13 protein-coding genes and 1 pseudogene are annotated in these 21,258 nt (G+C 71.3%); 9 read left to right on the top strand and 5 right to left on the bottom strand.

From position 1 onward, the window contains the following. Positions 1-6: 6 nt before the first annotated feature. The 4 genes from ACWY4P_RS50820 to eccD are packed head-to-tail and all read right to left on the bottom strand — an operon-like array spanning position 7 to position 3,727. Entirely contained in the window at positions 7-327 is a 321-nt protein-coding gene (locus ACWY4P_RS50820) for a WXG100 family type VII secretion target (protein ID WP_456207598.1), read from the bottom strand. A gap of 59 nt (positions 328-386) precedes the next feature. Beyond that, positions 387-728 (bottom strand): hypothetical protein, encoded by a 342-nt coding sequence (locus tag ACWY4P_RS50815; protein ID WP_456207597.1) that lies wholly within the window; start codon positions 726-728, stop codon positions 387-389. Positions 729-766: 38 nt separating this feature from the next. Beyond that, positions 767-2,296, bottom strand: a complete 1,530-nt coding sequence (gene eccB, locus ACWY4P_RS50810; RefSeq protein ID WP_456207596.1) for a type VII secretion protein EccB — start codon at positions 2,294-2,296, stop codon at positions 767-769. Between the two features lie 30 nt (positions 2,297-2,326). Next, on the bottom strand, positions 2,327-3,727 hold the full coding sequence (gene eccD / locus ACWY4P_RS50805; RefSeq protein WP_456207595.1) for a type VII secretion integral membrane protein EccD: 1,401 nt from the start codon (positions 3,725-3,727) through the stop codon (positions 2,327-2,329). A 343-nt stretch (positions 3,728-4,070) separates the two neighbouring features. Between eccD and eccCa the strand changes: the two genes are divergently transcribed. After that, positions 4,071-8,045: a type VII secretion protein EccCa gene (gene eccCa, locus ACWY4P_RS50800; RefSeq protein ID WP_456207594.1), complete on the top strand. Its 3,975-nt coding sequence runs from the start codon at positions 4,071-4,073 to the stop codon at positions 8,043-8,045. 113 nt (positions 8,046-8,158) lie between these two features. Here eccCa and ACWY4P_RS50795 read toward each other — a convergent pair whose 3' ends face one another. Continuing rightward, a complete protein-coding gene (locus ACWY4P_RS50795; RefSeq protein WP_456207593.1) occupies positions 8,159-9,340 on the bottom strand; it encodes a S8 family serine peptidase in 1,182 nt (393 codons plus the stop codon). An 85-nt stretch (positions 9,341-9,425) separates the two neighbouring features. Between ACWY4P_RS50795 and ACWY4P_RS50790 the strand changes: the two genes are divergently transcribed. The 8 genes and pseudogenes from ACWY4P_RS50790 to ACWY4P_RS50755 all read left to right on the top strand — a co-directional run bounded on the left by ACWY4P_RS50790 (position 9,426) and on the right by ACWY4P_RS50755 (position 21,102). Next, on the top strand, positions 9,426-12,737 hold the full coding sequence (locus tag ACWY4P_RS50790; RefSeq protein ID WP_456207592.1) for a right-handed parallel beta-helix repeat-containing protein: 3,312 nt from the start codon (positions 9,426-9,428) through the stop codon (positions 12,735-12,737). Between the two features lie 295 nt (positions 12,738-13,032). Then, positions 13,033-13,149, top strand: a pseudogene (locus tag ACWY4P_RS50785) (helix-turn-helix domain-containing protein); the annotation flags it as partial. Between the two features lie 87 nt (positions 13,150-13,236). After that, positions 13,237-13,740 (top strand): IclR family transcriptional regulator domain-containing protein, encoded by a 504-nt coding sequence (locus ACWY4P_RS50780; protein ID WP_456213324.1) that lies wholly within the window; start codon positions 13,237-13,239, stop codon positions 13,738-13,740. A gap of 101 nt (positions 13,741-13,841) precedes the next feature. Continuing rightward, complete coding sequence (locus ACWY4P_RS50775) at positions 13,842-16,526, top strand: hypothetical protein (RefSeq protein ID WP_456207591.1); 2,685 nt, start codon at positions 13,842-13,844, stop codon at positions 16,524-16,526. A 16-nt stretch (positions 16,527-16,542) separates the two neighbouring features. Continuing rightward, positions 16,543-17,661 (top strand): hypothetical protein, encoded by a 1,119-nt coding sequence (locus ACWY4P_RS50770; RefSeq protein WP_456207590.1) that lies wholly within the window; start codon positions 16,543-16,545, stop codon positions 17,659-17,661. A 95-nt stretch (positions 17,662-17,756) separates the two neighbouring features. Beyond that, positions 17,757-18,590, top strand: coding sequence for an NAD(P)H-binding protein (locus tag ACWY4P_RS50765; protein WP_456207589.1), 834 nt, complete (start codon positions 17,757-17,759; stop codon positions 18,588-18,590). Between the two features lie 170 nt (positions 18,591-18,760). Next, positions 18,761-20,482, top strand: coding sequence for a PHP domain-containing protein (locus tag ACWY4P_RS50760; protein WP_456207588.1), 1,722 nt, complete (start codon positions 18,761-18,763; stop codon positions 20,480-20,482). Beyond that, the gene (locus ACWY4P_RS50755; protein WP_456207587.1) at positions 20,479-21,102 is read left to right on the top strand and encodes a hypothetical protein; all 624 of its coding nucleotides are present in this window, start codon (positions 20,479-20,481) and stop codon (positions 21,100-21,102) included. The genes ACWY4P_RS50760 and ACWY4P_RS50755 overlap by 4 nt, the downstream gene beginning before the upstream one ends. The last annotated feature ends 156 nt before the right edge of the window (positions 21,103-21,258 follow it).

The following is a 21,258-nucleotide window of genomic DNA, read 5'->3' as shown; positions in this document are numbered from 1 at the left end:
CGGGCGTCAGCGGCCGATCTTCACCGAGTCCCACATCTGCGTCAGCGACTGCTCGCTGTACTGGTAGTTCTCGGAGACCGAGGTCAGCAGGGCGGAGTGCTTCGTCAGCAGGTCCTCCATCCCCTTCACCGCGTTGTCCCAGGCCGCCTGCTTCTGAGCGTAGATGTCCTTGTCGTCACCGATCCAGGTGTTCCTGAGCTCGTTGAGCTCCATCTCCAGGTTCTCGACCGTGGCCGCGATGGCCTTCGTCTGTGTGATCATGTCGTCGGCCGCGTTGCTCATGTGCGAGTAGTCGACGTAGATGTAGCCGTCGGTGAAGTCACTCATTGCCTGTCCTCGTCTCGCCTTGGGGTCCGAAAGGTTGGTGGGGAAGCCGGCCGCCCGGATCAGCCGGTCAGGGTGTCGAAGACCGCGTCCGACTGCGCGTAGGCCTGGTTGATGGCCTCGTTCGAGGACCCCTGCTGCTTGCCCTGCTCGACGAGGGTCTGGTTGAGCGTCTCGATCATGTCCTGGATATTGGTGAGGATGACATCGGCCTTCTCCTCCCATGACGTGACGAGGTCCTTGAAGGCGCCACCGTCGCTGCCCTTGTAGTGGGCCATGAGGTTGTTCTTGGTGGACTCGACATCCTGGCGGCACTTCATGACCCCGCTGAACGCCATCTCCAGGGCCTGGATGCCGTTCCGTGTCGCGGATTCCTCTGACTGCTGCATGCCATTGGCGGACACTTGCGCCCCTCTCCTCGATCGGCTTCAGGACGGCGATGCTACGAGGGTTCGCTTGTCTTCCGGTGTTTCTGACTTGTCGTCAGATTGCTTTTCGCTTGTTCGCCCTTGCCGGGCCAGCGGCAGCGCGGCGCCGTCACGTTGACCTGGCCGTTCTGCGCCGCCTGCGGGTACAGGTCGGGGCCGGAGGGGAGCATCGACAACATCAGCGAGGGCATCTCCTGCGGGCTTTCGCCCTCGTAGCCGAACGCCTTGACCGCGTCCTGGTTCGCCAGCCGGTGCTTCACGCCCGAGTCCGTGACCAGGTAGAGCGTGCTGCCGACCCTGCCCCCGCCGGCGCCCAGCGCCCGTACGAGAACACCGCGGCCCGGCGGCACGGTGATCCGGTCCACAGGCAGACACGCGGGGGCCGCGGCCGCCCCCGCGGAGTGCTGGGCGACCGGACCGAGGTCGGGCTGCTCGACCAAAGTGACGCCGACCCGGGTGCCCTTGCCCTGCGGTGCCACCCGCACGCACGGGGTCTGCTCATCGGCCACGGTGAGCGCCTTCGGCGGCGAACTCGGCGTCGCGCCGGGACCCTTGTTCAGCGAGCCCTCCGGCGCGAGATTGCCCTGCAGCGCCTGGGAGGTCACCGGCGAGGCGACCGGAGCCTGGCCCCCGTACGCCTTCTCGCGGGTCTGCGGATCGCCCAGCACCAACGCCAGCTCGGTCGCGGTGAGCGGCACGAGCCCCTCCTTCCGCAGCAGGTAGTAGCGGCTGTCCGAACCCGGGACGTCCAGCATGAACGCCTGCCCGACCCTGGTGGACCGGCCGCCCAGCCTCGGTCCCGGGTCACCGATCCCGGGGCTCTCCGGCGGCGCGAGGTCGGGGCCCGCGGGCAGCGCGCTCAGGAACCCCGCCGATACGGGCACCGGCTTGGTGGAGGCGTAGCCGAGCGCCTCGGCCGCGCCGGAGTCGCGGTCCAGCCGCAGCCGGCTACCCTGCCACAGCAGGTAGCGGGTGCGGTCCGGGCCCGATACGAGCACCCCCTCGCCCTTGCCGAGCGCGTCTCCCGGAGTCTCCGCGCCCACCGCGAGCGTGGTGGCGACCTTGCCGTCGTCCTCCGCCGACGGCGCCGAACACACCTGCCACGGGTCCTCGGACAGGTCGTCCGCCCCGGGCAGCGCGTCCGGGGCGCCCTCGATCCCGATGGGCGTGCCGAGCGGGGTCCCCTTGAGGGACTTGGTGCCCACCGTGGTGGTCTCCAGATCGGCGCCGGCGAGCAGCAGCGCCGAGGCGTAGTTGCGCACCGGGCGCAGCCGTCCGTCGAGGTACAGGTAGCGGGAGCCGGTCTGCTTGTCGACGATCAGCTTTCCGGCCGTGCGCCAGGAGTCCTTCTGGCCGGGCGAGACGAGGCCGAGGACGAAGGCGCCGGCGCACAGCAGCACGGCGATGATCACGCCGATGGCGACGCCGCGGTTGGTGCGGCCCTGGGGGCTCTCGGGGGCGTCCGGGTCGGAGCGCAGCATGCTGGAGGTCAGCCGCCCCATGAGGAACATATGGGCCTGGACCTGGTCGCGTTTGGTCTGCATGGAGAACTCGTCCTTGGGCGGTCTTGGGCGTTATCCGTTGAGGGAGCGGAGGGCGCCGTAGACGCCGAGCACCCACAGCGACAGGGGCAACATGCTGATCGCCATGGCGGAGTGCAGCAGTTCGGCCGCCCGGCCCCAGTACGGGACCAGCCGCCGCCCCGGCACCGTCCAGGAGGCGATGGCGATGGCCGCGGCGACCGCGAGCAGCGCGCCGACCAGCAGGAGCTTGCCCGTCGAGCTGTACGAGGTGGTCGCCTCGTACGCCAGCAGGGCGCCGCCCCACAGGGCGGGGGCGACCAGCGACAGGCGCTGCAGGGTGTTGCCGAGGCCGCGACTGTGCAGCAGGAGCAGCACCGACAGGGCCGCCATGGTGATGATCTCGGGGAGGTCTTCGGCGCGTGCGAGGCCCAGCATGCAGCCGGCACAGATCGTCCCGGCCGCGGCGTACAGGCCGGTCATCCAGCCGTCGGCGACGACGGTACGGGCGGCCACGGCGGCCGGCGAGTGGGGTTCGATGCCCTCCTGCAGCTGCTGGGCGTTGCTGGGCAGCGGGGGCATGCGCAGCCCGGAGAGCCGGAACGACATCGAGGGCACGAACGCGCCGAAGAGCACGGCGGCCAGGGAGACCAGCCCGGCGGCGTGGGCGGCCGACAGATCGGCGGTCATCATCAGCACAGCCGCGAGGATGCCGGCGGCGGCGACCGCCACGGCGGCGACGAAGAGTGCGGCGAAGGCGACGACCAGGGCGACGGCCAGCATCGCGCCGCCGGCCGCGGCGGCGCTCGCGGCGAGCAGCCGGGAGCCGAGCACCTCGTACGGGTGCGGTCCGCCGAGGTCGCCGCCGGGCAGCAGCCAGCCGGCGAGGGCGCAGTAGGGCACGGCGGCGAAGCCGAGCGCCGCACCCGCCTCCGCGTCGCCGACCGCGCGGCTGGCGGAAGCGGCGCCGCCGAGCAGCAGCGCCCCGGCCACGGCCGCGGCCAGCGCACGGAGTACGGCGGGCGGGCCGGGTATCGCGAGGACGGCGAGTCCGGCGGCGAGGGTGAGGATCAGGGTGCCGAGCAGCAGACGGCGGCTGATGGTCGCCGTCCAGCCGAAGGGACGGTCGGCCATGGTGGTGGCGATGCCGTCGACCAGGTCGTCCAGCCGGACCTCGGGCAGGACGTCGGTGCGCGGCCTGAGGTAGAGCGTCTCGCCGTCGAGCAGGCCGAGGGATTCGAGGCTGCTGTCCTCGGCGAGCGGCTCGCCACCGAGCCGCTGGAGTACCCAGCCGCCGTGTTCCAGGCCCTGCTCGGCGAGGTCGTCACCCGCGTACCGCACCAGCGTGGGCAGCAGATCGACGACGGGGACATCGGCGGGGACCGCGAGGTCGATGGAGGTGGCGGGGGCGCGCACGGTGACGCGGCAAAGCCCTGCCGTAGCGCTGTCAGTCATGAGAGTACTCACGCTTCTTCGGGAGACGGTGTTCGGGAGACGGGGGAAGTCCCAAGGGAGGGTGGGTCGTTGGACGTGTGCGCAGGGAGGCTGCACACTACTTGCTGAACCGCCTGCTTCGGTCACGGCCGTCGAGTGAACCGCGGAAACGGATCGTAGACTCTTCTCCACCGGCCCGGGATTCCTGCCCCCGGCCCGGGTTCACCGCTCCTGCCGTCTGCTGCGGCTGCCCTGATGGCCGGGCCCGGCCTGCCCCGGCCGCGCGTGTCACCGCCCGTTCACCGGTTTTTTCAGCCCCATTGGCAGCATCCGGCAGCACCCCCGGCCCGAAGGAGACCGCTCGTTGAGTACCGTCCTGTTCCGCAGGCCCGCGCGTCGGCGCGGCCCGGACATGCCCGAAGGGGAGTTGAGCCTCCAGGAGCCGCCCACGCTCCCCGAGGTGACGCCCGACAGCTCGGCGGTGTGGAACTACCTGCCGATGGCGCTGATGTCGGTCTCCATGATGCTGATGTACATGAGGCCGGGCGGCTCCCGGAGCGGCGCGTTCATCTATCTGGCCCTCGGGATGATGGTGGTCTCGGCGGTCGCCATGATCCTGGGCCAGGTCGTGCGCCGCAACAGCGAGCGCAAGCAGCGGCTCAAGGGTGAACGGCGGGACTATCTGCGCTATCTGCGGCAGACCCGGAGGAAGGTCCGGGCCGCCGTGGTGGAGCAGCAGCGCGCCCTCCTGTGGCGTCATCCGGAGCCGGCCGCGCTGTGGTCGCTGGTGGGCACCACCCGGCTGTGGGAACGCCGCCCGGGGGACCCGGACTTCGGTGAGATACGGGTGGCGGTCGGCGAGCAGAAGCTGGGGCTCCGGCTCTCGCCGCTGTCCACCAAGCCGGTGGAGGACCTGGAACCGCTCACCGCACACGCGCTGCGCAGCTTCATCCGTGCCTACTCCACCGTCCCCGATCAGCCCATCGCGGTGTATCTGCGGACGTGGGCGCGGGTGCTGTTCCGGGGCGACACCGTCCGGATCCGGGAGCTGACCCGGGCGATGCTCGCCCAACTGGCCGTGCTGCACTCGCCCGAGGACCTGTGGATCGCGGTGGTCACGGCGGACGAGCAGCGGGCCGAGTGGGACTGGGTGAAGTGGCTGCCGCACAATCTGCACGCGCAGGAGAGCGACGGCGCAGGCTCCGTACGGATGGTCGTGTCGTCGGTGAACGAGCTGGACGACCTGCTCGGCGGGGAGTTCCAGGAGCGGCCGCCGTTCGACCCGGAGGCGATGGCGGGTCGTGAGGAGCCGTACACGGTCGTCGTGCTGGACGGCGTGGCGCCACCCGGCGGACACCGCCTGGAGGGGCCCGGCCACCGCAACGCGGTAGTGCTCGACCTCACCGGCGAGCTGCCCTGGCGGCCGGGGCGCGCCACCCTGCGGTTCGAGGTAGCCGACGAGACCATGAACCTGGTGCGTACGGACCGCGAGCGCAAGGAGCAGGTGACCTTGCTCGGCCGGCCCGACCGGCTGGCCACGAGCATCGCCGCGTCGCTGGCGAAGCAGCTCGCCCCGTACCGGATGGGTATGGTCACGGAGTCGGCCGAGCCGCTCGCCGCCGATGTGGAGCTGACCTCGCTGCTGGGCATCCCGGACCTGTACCGCCATGAGCCGCCCACGCTGTGGACGCGCCGCACCGGATCCGCCCGGCTGCGGGTGCCGATCGCGGTGGGCTCGGACGGGGTGCCGGTGGAGCTGGACATCAAGGAGTCGGCGCAGGGCGGCACCGGGCCGCACGGCATGCTGATCGGTGCGACCGGCTCGGGCAAGAGCGAGTTGCTGCGCACCCTGGTGCTGGGGCTGGCGCTGACCAACTCCTCCGAGACGCTCAACTTCGTGCTGGTCGACTTCAAGGGCGGCGCGACCTTCCTGGGCCTGGACGAGCTGCCGCACACCTCCGCCGTGATCACGAACCTCGCGGACGAGGTGGCGCTGGTCTCCCGGATGCAGGACGCGCTGCACGGCGAGTTGATACGGCGGCAGGAGCTGCTGCGGGCGGCGGGCAACTACACCTCGGCCCTGGAGTACGAGAAGGCGCGGGCGGACGGCGTGCCGCTGAAGCCGTTGCCGAGTCTGTTCGTGGTGGTCGATGAGTTCAGCGAACTGCTCGCCGCGCAACGCGAGTTCATGGAGCTGTTCGTCATGATCGGCCGGCTCGGCCGCAGCCTGGGGGTGCATCTGCTGCTCGCCTCGCAGCGCCTGGACGAGGGCCGGATGCACCAGTTGGAGAGCCACCTGTCCTACCGCATCGGGCTGCGTACGTTCTCCGCGATGGAGAGCCGGGGCGTGCTGGGCGTGCCCGACGCGTACGAGCTGCCGCCCACACCGGGCAGCGGCTTCATCAAGACGGGCGTCGAGGCGCTGACCCGCTTCCGCGCGGCCTATGTCTCGGGCCCGTACCGGCGGCGCAGCGGCTCGGCGAACCAGGCGCGCGTGGCCAGTCAGGTGGTGCCGTGGACGGCGGGTTGGGTGGTGCCTCGGCAGCTGCCCGATCTCCCGCCGGACGAGCCGGAAAAGCCGGACGACAACGGGGACGGCGAGTCGCTGCTGTCGGTGGCCGTGGAGCGGATGCGGGACGCCGGGCCGCCCGCGCACCAGGTGTGGCTGCCGCCGCTGACCGACCCGTCGCCGCTGGACGAGTTGCTGCCGATGCTCGCACCGCACGCCGAGTACGGGCTGACGACCACGGATCTCACCAAGCGGGGGCGGCTGTCGGTGCCGGTCGGCGTCGTGGACCGGCCCTTCGACCAGCTCCGGGACGAGCTGCGGGTGGACCTGTCCGCGGCCGGCGGCCATGTCGCCGTCGCGGGCGGCCCGCAGAGCGGCAAGTCCACCCTGCTGCGTACGCTGATCACCTCCCTCGCGCTCACCCACACCCCGCGCGAAGTGCAGTTCTACTGCCTGGACTTCGGCGGCGGCACACTCGCGGGGCTCGTGGGCCTGCCGCACGTCGGCGGTGTCGCGGCCCGGCTGGACCAGGAGCGGGTCGGCCGGGTGATCGCCGAGGTCTCGGCGGTGCTGGCGCACCGGGAGCGGTTCTTCCTCGATAACGGCATCGACTCGATGGCGACGCTGCGGCGCCGCCGGGCGGCCGGGGAGTTCCCCGGGGAGAAGCACGGCGACGTCTTCCTCGTCATCGACGGCTGGTCCACGGTCCGCCAGGAGTACGACCGGCACATCCCGACGTTCAACGCCATCGCGGGCCGGGGTCTCAACTACGGCATCCATCTGATCGTCACCACTGCCCGCTGGGTCGAGCTGTCCTCGGCGGTCCGCGACCAGGCCGCCACCCGCCTGGAGCTGCGCATGGGCGACCCGATGGACTCGGGGATCGATGTACGCAAGGCGGCGGGCGTGCCGCGGATCCCGGGCCGTGGCCTCACCCGCGAGTCCAAGCTGCACTATCTGGCGGCGCTGCCGCGCATCGACGGTGTGGCGGGGGCCGAGGATCTCGCGGACGGCGTCGCCGGGCTGGTGGCGGCGGTGCGCGAGCACTGGTCGGGCCCGCCCGCTCCCTTGGTGCGGATGCTGCCGACGAAGCTCCCGGCCACCGAACTGCCGCCCGTCGAGGGTGATCTGCGGATCCCGCTCGGCCTGGAGGAGGACCGGATGGGCACCGTCTGGCACGACTTCAGCGCGAATCCGCACATGATCGTGGTCGGTGACACCGAGAGCGGCAAGACCAACCTGCTGCGGCTCACGGCGCAGGCGATCATGGCCCGGTACACCCCCGCCGAGGCCCGGATCATGGTCGTGGACTACCGCCGCGAGCTGGTGGAGGCGGTCCCCGACGAGTACCGGCTCGGCCACGCCGTCTCGCTGGACGCCCTCAAGGAGCTGGTCGGGGGCGCGGCGCGGGCCGTGAAGACCCGGATGCCGGGCCCGGACATCGCCCCGTCCCGGATGCGGCTGTGCGACTGGTGGACCGGGCCGCGGCTGTTCATCCTGGTCGACGACTACGACATGGTGGGCGGCGGCGGACCGCTGAACCAGCCCTTCGAGGGCCTGACGGGCTTCCTCGCGCTGGGGTACGAGGTCGGCCTGCACATGGTCGTGGCACGCGCGGCGGCGGGCGCGGGCCGGGGCCTCAACGACCCGCTGATGCGACGGCTCCAGGAGGTCAACACCCCCGGGATCCTGCTGTCCTGCCCGCCGACCGAGGGCTACCTCTTCGGCAACGTCAAGGGACGCATCCTGCCGCCCGGACGGGGTCTGCGGATCGCCCGGCGCAAGAGCGTGCAGATCCAGTCGGCCCTGGTGGGCCCGGAGGATTCATGACACTCGGCGGCGGTCGTGGTGACGGCGTACGGAGCGGGCTCCGTACGCCGTCACCACCGTGCCGGGGCCCGCTCGAGCGGGCCCCGGCCGGCCCGGGTCTGCCTGCTGGGTGGCTACCCGGCAGGACGCCAGCCGCGGGCCTTGCCGCGCGGCACGATGAACGCGGCCGCGGCCACCAGCAGGACGACGGCCGCGGCTCCGCCCGCGATCAGCAGGGCCCGTGTCCGCGGCGTCTTCGGCTCGGCGGACGGGACGTGGGCGGCCGCGGCCTTCGGCTCGGCCCGCGTGCCGTCGCCGAGGACCGCCGTCAGCCCGGCGTAGGTGTCCAGCCGCGGGGCCTCGCCGGGGTAGGCGGCCTCGGTCAGCCGCCGGGAGACCTCGGCGGCGGACAGGTCGGGGTGGTACGAGCGGATCAGCGCCGCCGCCCCCGCGACATGCGCGGCCGCCAGCGACGACCCCGAACCGATGTAGTGGCCACTGCCTTTGGGCCCGATGCCGACCACGGCGTCGCCGGGGGCGGCCAGGTCCGGGGCGAGGGGGGCCGCCGCCTTCTCCGGACGGCCCCCTCCCGGCCCGTAGTCCACCACCGACAGAACCTGTGGGACCTGGGCGGGCCAGTAGGCGCGGGACCGCGGGTCGGGGCGCCCGTCGGGGCCCTCAGGGGCGATGTCCGGCGCGGCCGGGGCGATGACCAGCACGTCCTTGGCGGTGGCGTAGGCGACCGCCTGGGTCAGTTGGCTTCTGCCCACGGCCAGGGCCTGCCCGGTGTAGACGATGTCCGCGCCCTGGTCCACTGCGGTCCTGATGCCGTCCGCGACCTGCTGAGCGGTGGCCGTGCCACGCGTGTCGGTGGCCTTGACGGCCAGGATGCGGGCACGGGGCGCGACGCCGGTGACCGCGCCCTTGTCCCTGGGGGCTCCGGCGATGAGGCCCGCGGCGAAGCTCCCGTGCCCCACACAGTCGACGCCCGCGTCACCCACCTCCGTCACCCGGCCGGAGAGCGCGGGGAGGTCGGAGCCCACGCCCGTGTCCACGACGCCCACGGTCACATCGGCGCCCTTCGACAGCTGCCACGCCCGGGAGAGCTGCAACGCCTGCCACGTCCACGGCTGCTTCTCGGCGGTCTTGCGCGACGCGGTGGCACAGCTCTCGTCGGCGGCGACGCGCGAGCGGAGTGCGGGCAGGCTGACCGGCTCGTCCTCATCGGCCTGTGCGGGCGTGGACATCATGAGCGCGGGGAGAGCGGCTGCCGCCGCGAGTGTCACAGAGGCGCGGCGGTAACGATCGCTTCGCATGCCACGCATGATAAGGGAAGCCCGGTCGCCAACTCGGCCCGGTCCGGGCATTGTTCACGGCACCATCAATTCAGGAGGTCCGAGCGTGTCACGGCAGGTACTGACGGTCTGCCCGGAACAACCGGAGAGTTTCCGGACGATCGGTGAGGCGCTGGCCACGGCACGTACCGGAGCGGTGATCCATGTCCGGCCCGGCCGTTACCCCGAGAACCTCACCGTCAGGACCCGGGTCACGCTCGTCGCCGAGGGCGAGCCCGGCAGCGTGGAGATCTGCCCGCGCCGCGGCACCGCGCTGACGCTGGTCGCGGACGCCGTGATGCTCACCGACCTGACGCTGCGCGGCGGCAGCGAGGACGTGGCGGTGGTGGACGCGCCGCGCGGGCAAGTGGCCATGGACGGCTGCACGGTGATCGGCTCCGGCTGGACGGCGGTGCTGGCCCGGCAGAGCGGCTCGCTCGCCATGCGCGGCTGCCGGGTCACCAACCGCGAGGGCGCCGGGATCGTGGACACCTCCGAGGTGGCGAGCGTCATCGAGGACTGTGTGCTGGAGAACCTCGGCACCTCCGGGGTCGTGCTCAGCGAGAACGCCCGCTCGACGGTGCGCGGCTGCCGTATCCGCGACGCCCGGGGCAACGGCGTCCTCGCCAACGGCGAGTCGCAGGGCTCCATCGAGTCCTGCGACATCACCGCCACCGACAAGCCCGCCATCGCCCTGGAGGGCAACAGCACCACGTACGTCTCCCGCTGCACCGTCCGCGACACAGCGGTGGGCGTCTATCTCACCAGCGCGTCCCGCCCCACCGTCGAGGACGTCACGGTCTCCGGCACCACCGGCCCCGCCATCGCCCTGTCCGCGGGCGCCGATCCGCTGCTGCGCCGGTGCCGGACACTGCGCACCAAGGGCGGCGGGGTGGTCGTCTCCGAACGGTCCCGCGGCACCTTCGAGGACTGCGAGTTCGCCTCGGCCACCGGCTCGGCGATCCGGGTGGCGGGTTCCAGCTCGCCGTCCTTCCTGCGCACCGCGGTGCTGGACTGCGCCGACGCGGCGGCGGCCGTGCTGCTCACCGAGGAGTCGACCGCCGAGTTCGACCGGCTGGAGGTGGCGGACGCGGTCGGCAGCGCGGTCGCCATCCGCTCGCACGCCAACCCGCTGCTGCGCGGCGCCCGCATCACCGCGCCCGGCAAGTACGGCTTCGAGGTGGGCGAGGACGGACGCGGACGCCTGGAGTCCTGCACCGTCGAGCGGGCGGCCGGCGGCGGGATACGTGTCGCCGACGGCGGCAACACCCGGATCGACGACTGCGTGCTGCGCTCGTCCTCGGAGACCGGCGTTTCGGTGGGCCGCGACGCCGTCGCGGCCGTGCTCGACTGTGAGATCGACACCAGCGGCGCCTCGGGCGTGGCCGTGGAGGAAGGCGGGGAGCTGACCCTGACCCGGGCCCGGATCACCGGGACCGGAGCGCACGGTGTGCTCCTCGCCGCGGGCTCCCGCGCGGAGCTGCACCACTGTGAGATCAGCGGCAGCGTCGGCGACGGCATCCGGATCGACAGCGCCGAGCCGGTCATCGTCACCGGCTGCTCCGTACGCGACAACCGGGGCGCCGGGCTGACCCAGACCCGGGTGAGCGAACGCCTGGAGGTGCTGGAGCTGACCAGCGCCGACAACGCCACGCCCGACATCTGGGGCGCCGAGGTGACCGCGAACACCACCGGGCGCTCCTCGGGGAAGGACTCCGGCTCCGGCGAGCCCAAGGAGCCGCTTGACGAGCTGGAGGCCCTGATCGGCCTGGAGGGCGTCAAACACCAGGTGCGCACTCTGGTCAATCTCAACCAGCTCTCCCAGCGGCGCCAGCGGCTGGGCATGCCGGTGCCGTCGATGAGCCGCCACCTGGTGTTCGCCGGTCCGCCCGGCACCGGCAAGACCACCGTGGCCCGCCTCTACGGCTCCATCCTCGCCCAGCTCGGCGTGTTGCCGTCGGGCCATCTGGTCGAGGTGTCCCGCGCGGATCTGGTGGCCCAGGTCATCGGCGGCACCGCCATCAAGTCCACTGAGGCGTTCAACGAGGCGATCGGCGGTGTGCTGTTCATCGACGAGGCCTACACCCTCACCCCCGAGGGCGGCAGCTCCAATGACTTCGGACGCGAAGCCGTGGACACCCTGCTGAAGCTGATGGAGGACCACCGCGAGGACGTCGTGGTCATCGCCGCCGGCTACTCGGCGGAAATGACCTCCTTCCTGGAGTCCAACCCGGGCCTGGCCTCGCGCTTCACCCGCACCATCGAGTTCGCCAACTACTCCGTCACGGAACTGGTGACCATCACCGAGAGCATGTGCGCCTCCCACCAGTACGAACTGGGCCCGGGCACCACCGAGGCGCTTGCCGCCCACTTCGAGGCGATGGACCGGGGCGCCACGTTCGGCAACGGCCGTGCCGCGCGCCGGGTGTTCGAGGAGATGGTGGACCGCCAGGCCTTCCGCCTCGCCACCATGGCCGAACCCGCCGAACGCGACCTCACCCTGCTCCTGCCCGAGGACGTCAGCGAAGAGGGCGGCGCAGAGCAGAAGACCGGCGAGGACCGGGAGGCGATGCTGGCCCGGCTGGAGGCCATGGTGGGCCTCGGCGCGGTCAAGCGCGAGGTCACCGATCTGGTCTCGCTGCTCACCACGGTCAAGCAGCGGGAGGCGGCCGGGCTGCCCGCCCCGCGGATCAGCCGGCATCTGGTGTTCTCCGGCCCGCCCGGCACCGGCAAGACCACCGTGGCCCGCCTCTACTCCGGACTGCTGCACTCCCTCGGCGTACTGCCCCGCGGCCAGCTGGTGGAAGTGGCGCGCGCCGACCTGGTGGGGCGCTATGTCGGCCACACCGCGCAGCTCACCAAGGAGGTGTTCGAGAGCGCGATGGGCGGCGTGCTGTTCATCGACGAGGCGTACACCCTCACCCCGGAGGGCAGCTCCAGCGACTTCGGCCGCGAGGCCGTGGACACCCTGCTGAAACTCATGGAGGACCACCGGGACCAGGTCGTGGTGATCGTCGCCGGCTACACCGCGGAGATGCGGCGCTTCCTGGACTCCAACCCCGGCCTCGCTTCGCGCTTCTCCCGTTTCGTGGAGTTCGAGAACTACACCACCGACGAACTCCTCACCATCCTGGAGCGACACGCCGAGGAGTCCGGCTACGCCTGCCCGGCAGCCACGCTGGAGGCGCTGCGCGCCCACATCGCGGCCCTCCCCCGCGACCGCTCCTTCGGCAACGCGCGGCTGGCCCGGCAACTGCTCGAAACCATGATCACGTACCAGGCCCGACGGCTGACGGCGCTGCGTCAGCCGAGCGTGGACGACCTGCGGACACTGCTGCCGGGGGACCTTCCGACCGCCGGGCAGGGCGTGCTCGGGTGAGACAGCCCCTTGGCCGAGCGAGGTGACCTCGCTCGGCCAAGGGGCTGCCGCCCACCGATCCGCGCCCAGCGAGGCACCCGGCACGGGGGCATGCGCGGCCTCCCGGGCGGCGCGCGGCCGCCCCGTGGCGGACGGCGTTTCTCGCCCCCCTGACGGCACTCCAAACTTCCACCATAAGCCTGTCGCGCATTTCACGTGGGAATTTATCTTCTGTCTATCCGAGCCTGCTTTCCTTTTCCCTGAGGGAGCGCAGCGCGACAGGGGTGGCGGAAGGGCGGGCTCGGCGGTGGTGGATATGAATATGCCAGGTGGCGGGCGTGGGGTTCTCGAAGGTGCGTTCGCCTTGCTGGAGGCCGTGGAAAGGGCCGGGGAATCCCGGCTGACCGAGTTGGCCGCGGAGAGCGGATTACCGAAGACGACCGCGCGTCGACTTCTCGAACAACTCGTCGAATTGGGTGCGGTGGAGCGGTCGGGTGGCCTTTTCCGAATGGGCTCGCGCATGTTCCGACTGGGTCTCGGCTGGCAGCCGCACCCCAGCATGCTGGCTCTCGCGCGCAGACCGGCCCACGAGTTGGCGAGAGCCACCGGTGCGACGGTCGGGATCTTCGTACTGCGCGAGGGCCGGGCGCTGACGGCCGCCGCGGTCCCCGGCGAAGCGGAGGCCTTCGCGCCAATGCGAGCGGGAATGGCCTTCCCCTGGATGACCGCCGCGGGGAAGGTCCTGGTGGCGGGCGCGCCCGCCGGCCTGCCCGTCGACCCGCCGTCCAGGGCGTGGTCGCAGGAGGCGGCGCGGATCCGGGAGGCCGGGTTCGCCGTCGACCGTGAGGAGGTCGCGGAAGGGGTGTGCTGTGTCGCCGCTCCCTTGCGCGGCCACAACGGCACGGCCGTCGCGGCCCTGTGCGCCCTGGTCGACCCCTCCCGGCCGCTGCCCTCGCTGACGGCCTCGGTGGTGCGGACGAGCCGGGTCATCAGCGCCGCGATGCAAGGGCGCCCAAGGCGCTGATCCGCTCAGTGGCACAACAGGTGTCCCGGAGTGACCCGCTGTGCGAAGGTCGGGGCCAGTGGCCCGGAGTACGGCCCCAGTCACCCTCTGTGGAGGTCATCATGGCCAATGTCCGCGAGTCCGGATCGGGATCCGGGCCCGGAGCCGACGCACCGAGCGTCGCCTCGCCGGTGCCGCCGACGACCCCGCCGACGACCCCGCCGGTGACGGCGCCCGTGCTCGACCAGTCGACCCGCGAGATCGACAAAGCGACCTTCGTACCCCTGGAGGTGGAGACCCCGCCCATCGGACAGGCCCTGACGAAGGCCGCGTTCGTACGCCAGCTCCAGCTCCGGCCGGACGAGGCGGACGCGATACTGGACCGGCACCCTGAGCTCGCCGAGCCCCTGCGGGACCTGCTCACCCCGTCCGCCTTCTCCCCCGCTCCCCTCTCCGCCTTCGCCGCGATCCCCACCCGCACGCTCGAGGAACTCGGGCAGGCCGTTGTCGCCCTGCGCCGCGAGCGCGCGGAGGAGACCGACAGGTCCGCGCGCGGCGCCGCGCTGCAGGCGCTGCAGACGGCCGTGGTGGCGGCCAAGGGCATCGAGGCCAACACCACCGCGCCCCGGATGGGCCTGATGAACCTGGAACGGCTGGAGATGACGCCGGCCGGGATCGAGCGGGGCGAGCTCGTCGCCACCATTCCCCTGGCCCCGCAGGAGGAGACCGCCGTCACCTACAAGGAATGGTCGGTCCAGAAGAAGGAGTTCAGCTCGATCGTCACCGACTCGCTGGAGACCTTCAGCGAGACCGGGGTGACGGACAACACCGAGCTGTCGCAGTCGACGGCCTCGCAGCAGCAGCACTCCAACCAGTTCAACATCACCGGAACCGTCTCCGGCGGCATCCCCGTCATCTCCGGCTCGGTCACCTCGGGGTACACCGGCCAGGACACCTCCTCCCAGTCGGCGACCGACAGCAGGAAACACGCGACCACCCTGACCCAGAAGGCGTCCACCCGCGCCCGGCAGGAGCACAAGGTCACCATCACCACGACCACGGTCACCGGGACCTCGCAGACCACCACCAGGACGCTGAAGAATCCCAGCGCGACCAACCCGATCCGCATCGACTACTTCAGCCTCATGCGCAAGTGGCGGGTCCGCCTCTACCGGTACGGCATGCGGCAGACCTATGACGTCGTCCTCCCGGAGCCCGCCGCCACGATGCGCCGCCCGTACGCGGAACTGGAGGCGCTGCAGGCCCAGCTCGGGCCGTTCGTGTTCAACGTCCCGCACAACGACATCACCGCCGAGGTCCGCAAGGGCGACCCGGAGCCGCCGAAGACGGACCCGCCCACCCCCAAGTCGCCGCACTACCTGGTGCTCGCCGACCAGTACGACGCGCAGGTCCCGCCGCCGCCCCCGGACCTGCCCCCGCAGACGTACGCGGTGGAGAGCGGGCCGCTTCCGCAGGGCCGCGGCGTCACCAGGATGCCCCTCAACATCCCCGCCGGGTACGAGATCGTGAAGATCGCGATCAGCGGCCGGATGACGAGTTTCGCCGGCCATCTGGGCCAGTTCACCATCGAGGGCACGACCCTCCCCTTCGACCCCTTCGCGGACAAGGTCTTCGATCCGGGCACCGTGCTCAAGCGGGACACCGACGGCGGCGACTTCATGGCCGGCGCCACCGGGACACCGGTGCTCGTCCTGGTCTTCGACCAGGTGTCCACCCAGTCCCTGCTGCTGACCGCCGAGGTGCGGCCCACCCGAGCCGCCATGGAGCGCTGGCAGTTCGATGTGTGGAACGCGCTCTACACGGCCGCGCAGACGAAATACTACGCACAGCAGCAGGACATCGCCGGCCGGATAGCGGCGCTGGAGGCGCGGCTGAACGACGTGGACACGCTCACCCTGCGCCGTGAGGAGAGCGACGAGATCATGAAGAACGTGCTGCGCTACCTGCTCGGCGGCAGGTTCCCCAGCATGCCGAAGGAGGTTCTCGACGCGTTCGCCACGGCCAAGGTGGACGTGGCGCACGGTACGGGCTTCGAGGGAAACACCGTCGGCCCCGACTCGACGCTGTGGACGACGGTACGTCAGTACGAGGACGTCGTGCGATTCGTCAACCAGGCCATCGAGTGGGAGAACGTGGTGAGCTTCCTCTACTCGTACTTCTGGGACCTCCCCGAGAGCTGGCGTTTCATCCGCGAGATCGAGCACCCCGACGCCAACCGGCAGGCGTTCCTGCGCGCGGGCAGCGCGCGGGTCGTGCTCACCATCCGCAGGGGCTGGGAGACGCGGTGGGTGAACTTCGTCGAGCACGGCGTCATCGACGACCCGAACGCCCCCGAGAACCCCTCGCAGTACTGGACCATCGCGCAGGAGATCGCCGCCTACGACGACCGCAACTATCCGGGAATCCCGCCCGCCAACCCCGGCAGGGCCGCGACCCGGCTGGAGGACGCGGTGTTCACCACCTCGACCGCCACGGTCGGCCCGTCCACCCGGCCGGTCTCCCTCCCGGTCGCCTCCAGCGCGGGGTTCGTGGTCGGTGCCCAGGTCGTCATCGACGCGGTCCACGGCCTGGAACACAGCCAGGAGGCGCAGAAGATCACCAGGATTCCCGACGGCACCCACATCGAGGTGGCCAGGCTCGACAACGCGCACGCCGGGTCCCCGACCGCGCCGTTCCCGGTCATGCAGCCGGGAGAGAAGGGCGAACTGATCGCCGAATGGAACGAATACACCCCGACGTCGGGCACGGACATCGCGGTCACCAGCAATCTCTCGGCCATCTCCTGAAGGGCTTCGGTGCGTCATGGCCTCCCGGCTCGACACCCAGCAGGTCACGATCTGCCCCGGCGAGGGCAACTTCACCCGCGGCGCGGGGCGCGTACAGGGCACCGCGAAGGGTGAACAGAACACCATGGAGTGGCAGTGGGCCCAAGGGGCCATGTTCGGCTACTTCTACCCCGACTTCAAATTCCGCTATCCCGAAGCGTCCTTCGTGCTGACCGAGAACGAGTACACGCGTCTGCTCACCAATATGACGGGACCGGACCGGTTGCTGGAGCGGCTGTTCAAGGAGTTCCGCAAGGACTACAAGGCCGGCGGGCAGCTGCGCCCCGACATCCTCGGGTTCTGTGCGAGGCCCCCGCAGGCCGGTCCGATCGTGCTGGAACTGCTGGAGGTCTCCACGGCGAATCAGGCGGTGGCCACCCTCAGGGACGACATCGGCTACAAGCTGAACAAGTTCGAGCAGATCATCCGCAGGCTCGATCCCGATATCAAGGAGGGCTTCAGTCTGACCTCCTACAGCGTCCAGGCCGGTGCCTCGAAGTGGCGGCCGACGCCCATGTACCAGCGGATCGTCCCACTGCCGCCGGCCACCGACGAGAAGGGCAACAAGTACATCGAGTGGATCTGCTTCCAGCCGACGTTCAACCGCAATTGGCCCTACGGAATCGACGGGCTGCTGCTGTACGAGATCCACCGCATGCCCTACGACTCCAACCTGCCGGTCGTGCGCAAGCTGGTCGACGAGGAGAAGCGCCGCCGAGCGGCCGCCCGGACCCCGTACGGCGTGACCCTGACCCCGTGGCTGAACGAGGAGTACCTCAATCGGATGCCCCGTGACCGGGACGCCCTCCGAATGGCCGCCGCGGTCATGGGCGTCGGGCTGCTGGCCCTGCTCGCCGTCGAACTGCTGCCGGTGGTCGCGGGCCTGGAACTCGGCGCGGCGGCGCTCGGGACGGGCCTGGCCGAGGCGGGGGCAGGGGCGGGGGCGGGCGTGGCGGCCGAGGCCGGGGAGGTGGGCGCGGCCGCGCTCGCCGCACGCGCCTCCGCTCTGCCCACGGCGCTGGAGACCGCGGGCAAGTGGCTGTCGGCCCTCGGCCGCCGCCTGGTGCTCAGCCCGAAGCCGGCGTTCGCCGGCTGAGCCGTGACCGGATGAGCCGTGACCGGACGATCGGACATGACCCGCGGACGACGGGCCATGCCCCGCCCTGTGCCGCGAACTGTTGACTGACCGGCATGACGACACACACGCATACGATTTTGGTCCTGGGAGCGACGGGCAAGACCGGGCGCCGGCTGGTGCACACGCTGCGAGCGGCCGGCCGGGCCGTCCGGGCCGCGTCCCGCTCCGGTGAGGTCCGGTTCGACTGGTCCGACCAGGACACATGGGCGACCGCCCTGGAAGGTGCGTCGGCGGTCCATCTCATGGCTCCCCAGGACCCGGCCCTGGCCGAGATCTTCGTCAAGCAGGCGACCGAGGCAGGCGTCGATCGCTTCGTGGCCTTGTCCGCACGCGGAATCGAGCAGCTTCCCGCGGACTTCTTCCAGGGCATGACCGCCGCGGAGCAGGCCGTGCGCGACTCCGGCGCCGAGTGGACGATCATCCGCCCGAACAACTTCAACCAGAACTTCGACGAGGACATATGGCGCGCCCCGCTGCGGGACGGCCGGCTGGCGCTGCCGATGGGCTCCGTACCGGAGCCGTTCATCGACGCCCAGGACATCGCCGATGTCGCCGCGGCCGTGCTGACCTCGGACGGCCACCATGGCCAGGTGTACGACCTCTCGGGGCCCCGGGCGCTCACCTTCGGTACGGCCGTGGCGACGATCGCCAAGGCAGCGGGGCGGTCCATCCGTTACGTGGAGCTCACGCCGGAGGAGTACCGGGCCGAGCTCCTGGCCGGGGGTGCGTCCGAGGAGGTCGCCGCGGAGCTCAACGTGTTGTTCGCCGGGATGCGCGACGGGCACTTCACCGAGCCCGGCGACGGAGTGCGGCACGTGCTGGGACGCGACCCCATCGACTTCGACACCTACGCCGCCCGGGCTGCCGCGGCCGGCGCGTGGTCGTAGCCGGGAAACCAGCACCTCATGCGAAAGGGGGGCGGCTCCACGAGCGGCCCCCCGCCGGATTCCTCAGCCGTTCCTCACCGCACCACCGACCGGACCCCCCTCGTTCACGCCGGCTTTTCAGAATCTGCACGTCCCCAGCATGTACGTCCCTGCGCCGGCGGGAGTTGAGCATGAGCCACGGTCACAGACACGGCCACGATCACCACCATCACCACCACCACGGGAGCGACGACGCCTCGTCGCTGCCGCCAGCCCTCGACATGTCGGTGCCGGACGAGGCGCTGACCCCCAGCCAGCTCTCCCGGCGGTCCATGCTGCGCCGCACCGGCCTGCTCGGGGCGGGCCTCGCGGCGGGCAGCGTCCTCGGTGGGGCGGGCCAGGCCGCGGCCGCGGCACCCACGGCCGCGACCTCCGCCTCGGCGGAATCCCGGAGCGAGCGGTCCGGCGGGTACCTGTGGCTGGCCGGCGACCACCACATCCACACGCAGTACAGCTCCGACGCCAAGTACCGGGTCATCGACCATGTGCGGCAGGCGAACGCCCACGGTCTCGACTGGATGGTCATCACCGACCACGGCAGCGAGACACATGCCAAGATCGGCGTGGAGAAGGTCAACCCGGACATCGTCGCGGCCCGCGACCGGATCGACGACACGCTCGTCTTCCAGGGCCTGGAGTGGAACATCCCGGCCGCGGAGCACGGCACCGTCTTCGTGCACCCCGGCAAGAACGAGGTGGCGGTGCTGAAGGAGTTCGAGAACTCCTTCGACGGCTCGGTGAAGAAGACCACCGCCGGCACCCCCGCGAACGAGGCGCTGGCCATCGCGGGAGTCAACTTCCTCGCCGAGCAGGTCCAGCGCCGCAGGGTGAAGGACGTCCTGTTCCTGGCCAACCACCCGGCACGCAAGGGCATCGACTCCCCGCACGAGATCCGCGCCTGGCGCGACGCGCAGCCGACCATCGCCGTCGGCATGGAGGGCGCCCCGGGCCACCAGGCCGCCGGGCTGCCCGCCCCGAACGGCCCGGGCGGGGCCCGCGGCATCTACGACAACAGCCCCGGCGCCGACTCCTATCCCGGCTACCCGCTGGAGAGCTACCGCACCTGGGGCGGCTTCGACTGGATGACCGCCACCGTCGGCGGCCTGTGGGACAGCCTGCTCGCCGAGGGCAAGCCCTGGTGGATCACCGCCAACTCCGACTCCCACAACGTCTACGCCGACACCGCCGTGCGCGGCCCGAACAGCGACTTCGACGCCAATGGCCGCTACAACGACCCCGTCTACGGCGGCGGCCTCAACCTCACCGACACCGACTTCTGGCCCGGCCAGTACTCCCGCACCCACGTCGGCGCCGCCTCCTTCTCCTACCAGGCGGTCATGGACGGGATCCGCGCCGGCCGGGTCTGGGTGGACCACGGCGGACTCATCAGCGGCCTGAACGCCCGGCTGCGCTCCGGCGGACGCGCGGTCACCCTCGGCGACGCCCTGCAGGTGCGCCGCGGCGGCCAGGTCGACCTGGTGGTCGAGATCAGCCTGGCCAACGGGCCCAACTGGGCTCAGTTCGTGCCGAAGCTGGCCCGGGTGGACGTCATCCAGGGCGATGTCACCGGCCCGGTCTCCGACAAGGACGCCTTCACCACCCCGGACACCAAGGTCGTGAAGTCCTTCGAGGTGAACAAGTCGACCGGCTCGGTGCGCCTGACCTACTCCCTGGGCCGCGTGGACAAGCCGGTTTACGTGCGGCTGCGCGGCACCGACGGCAACCGCACCGCCGTCGGCCCGCGCGGTGCCGCCGTCGACCCGGCCGGACCGGCCATGGACGTGATCGGGGACGGCGATCCGTGGAAGGACCTGTGGTTCTACTCCAACCCCATGTGGGTCCTGCCCGCATGACCGCACCACACGACGTGCCCGGCGTCCACTCCCTCATCGGGGTGGACGCCGGGACGGCGAACCTGCGGGAGGCCGACCATCTGATCCACGATCTGCTGGATCACCTCGGCCTCGCCCCGGGCACGATCGCCTGCACTCATCTGATCCGCACCGACGAGCGCCGCGGCACCGCCGTCTCGCTCGCCCTGCCCGACGCCGCCGCCGCCGAGGCCGTGTGGGAGCGCATCGCCGGTTTGGAGAGCCCGGACATGGGCGCCGTCCTGCGTGAGCGCCCGTACGGCTCGAAGCGGGCTGCCCGTACGGCGGCACTGGCCGCCGCGGAGCACGCCCACCGCAGCGCCGGTCGGGCCGTGGTCTACCCCAGGGTGGACCACCTCACCGGGGCGGTCACCGTGGCCGACCTGCTCGCCCGGACCGCCATCGACCGGGTCACCGTGATCGGCGCACCGACGGCGGACGGCCAAGGGCCCGATCCCGCCGCGCCGGTGCTCACCCGCGGCCACGTACGGCCCGAGTGGCGGGACGGACGGCTCACCCTCGCCCTGGTGCCGGCCGCCGACGGGGCGCTCGCGCCCTTCGAAGTCCCCAATCCCACGCCCTGCTGCGCCGACCACGCGTGACGGGGCTCCCCGTCGGAGTAAGCCCGCTTCCCAGCCGTTACCCTGCTGACCTGCGATTTCTCGCTTGGCACACTATTTTCCGCTGTCGGTATATGTCGGTGTACATGGGAACCGCCATAGACTCGAATCGCCTCGGGGCTCCCCACCCAGGAGGAC

This window comes from Streptomyces sp. LZ34 (assembly GCF_053890475.1).
Note: the sequence above shows the minus strand (reverse complement) of the source record. Positions and strands in the feature narration are given on the sequence as shown.

Coding starts and splice junctions, on each gene's coding strand:
- ACWY4P_RS50770 (WP_456207590.1), top strand. CDS start 16,543: ATGGCCTCCCGGCTCGACACCCAGCAGGTCACGATCTGCCCCGGCGAG.
- eccB (WP_456207596.1), bottom strand. CDS start 2,296: ATGCAGACCAAACGCGACCAGGTCCAGGCCCATATGTTCCTCATGGGG.
- ACWY4P_RS50780 (WP_456213324.1), top strand. CDS start 13,237: ATGTTCCGACTGGGTCTCGGCTGGCAGCCGCACCCCAGCATGCTGGCT.
- eccD (WP_456207595.1), bottom strand. CDS start 3,727: ATGACTGACAGCGCTACGGCAGGGCTTTGCCGCGTCACCGTGCGCGCC.
- ACWY4P_RS50775 (WP_456207591.1), top strand. CDS start 13,842: ATGGCCAATGTCCGCGAGTCCGGATCGGGATCCGGGCCCGGAGCCGAC.
- ACWY4P_RS50765 (WP_456207589.1), top strand. CDS start 17,757: ATGACGACACACACGCATACGATTTTGGTCCTGGGAGCGACGGGCAAG.
- ACWY4P_RS50820 (WP_456207598.1), bottom strand. CDS start 327: ATGAGTGACTTCACCGACGGCTACATCTACGTCGACTACTCGCACATG.
- ACWY4P_RS50760 (WP_456207588.1), top strand. CDS start 18,761: ATGAGCCACGGTCACAGACACGGCCACGATCACCACCATCACCACCAC.
- ACWY4P_RS50795 (WP_456207593.1), bottom strand. CDS start 9,340: ATGCGAAGCGATCGTTACCGCCGCGCCTCTGTGACACTCGCGGCGGCA.
- ACWY4P_RS50755 (WP_456207587.1), top strand. CDS start 20,479: ATGACCGCACCACACGACGTGCCCGGCGTCCACTCCCTCATCGGGGTG.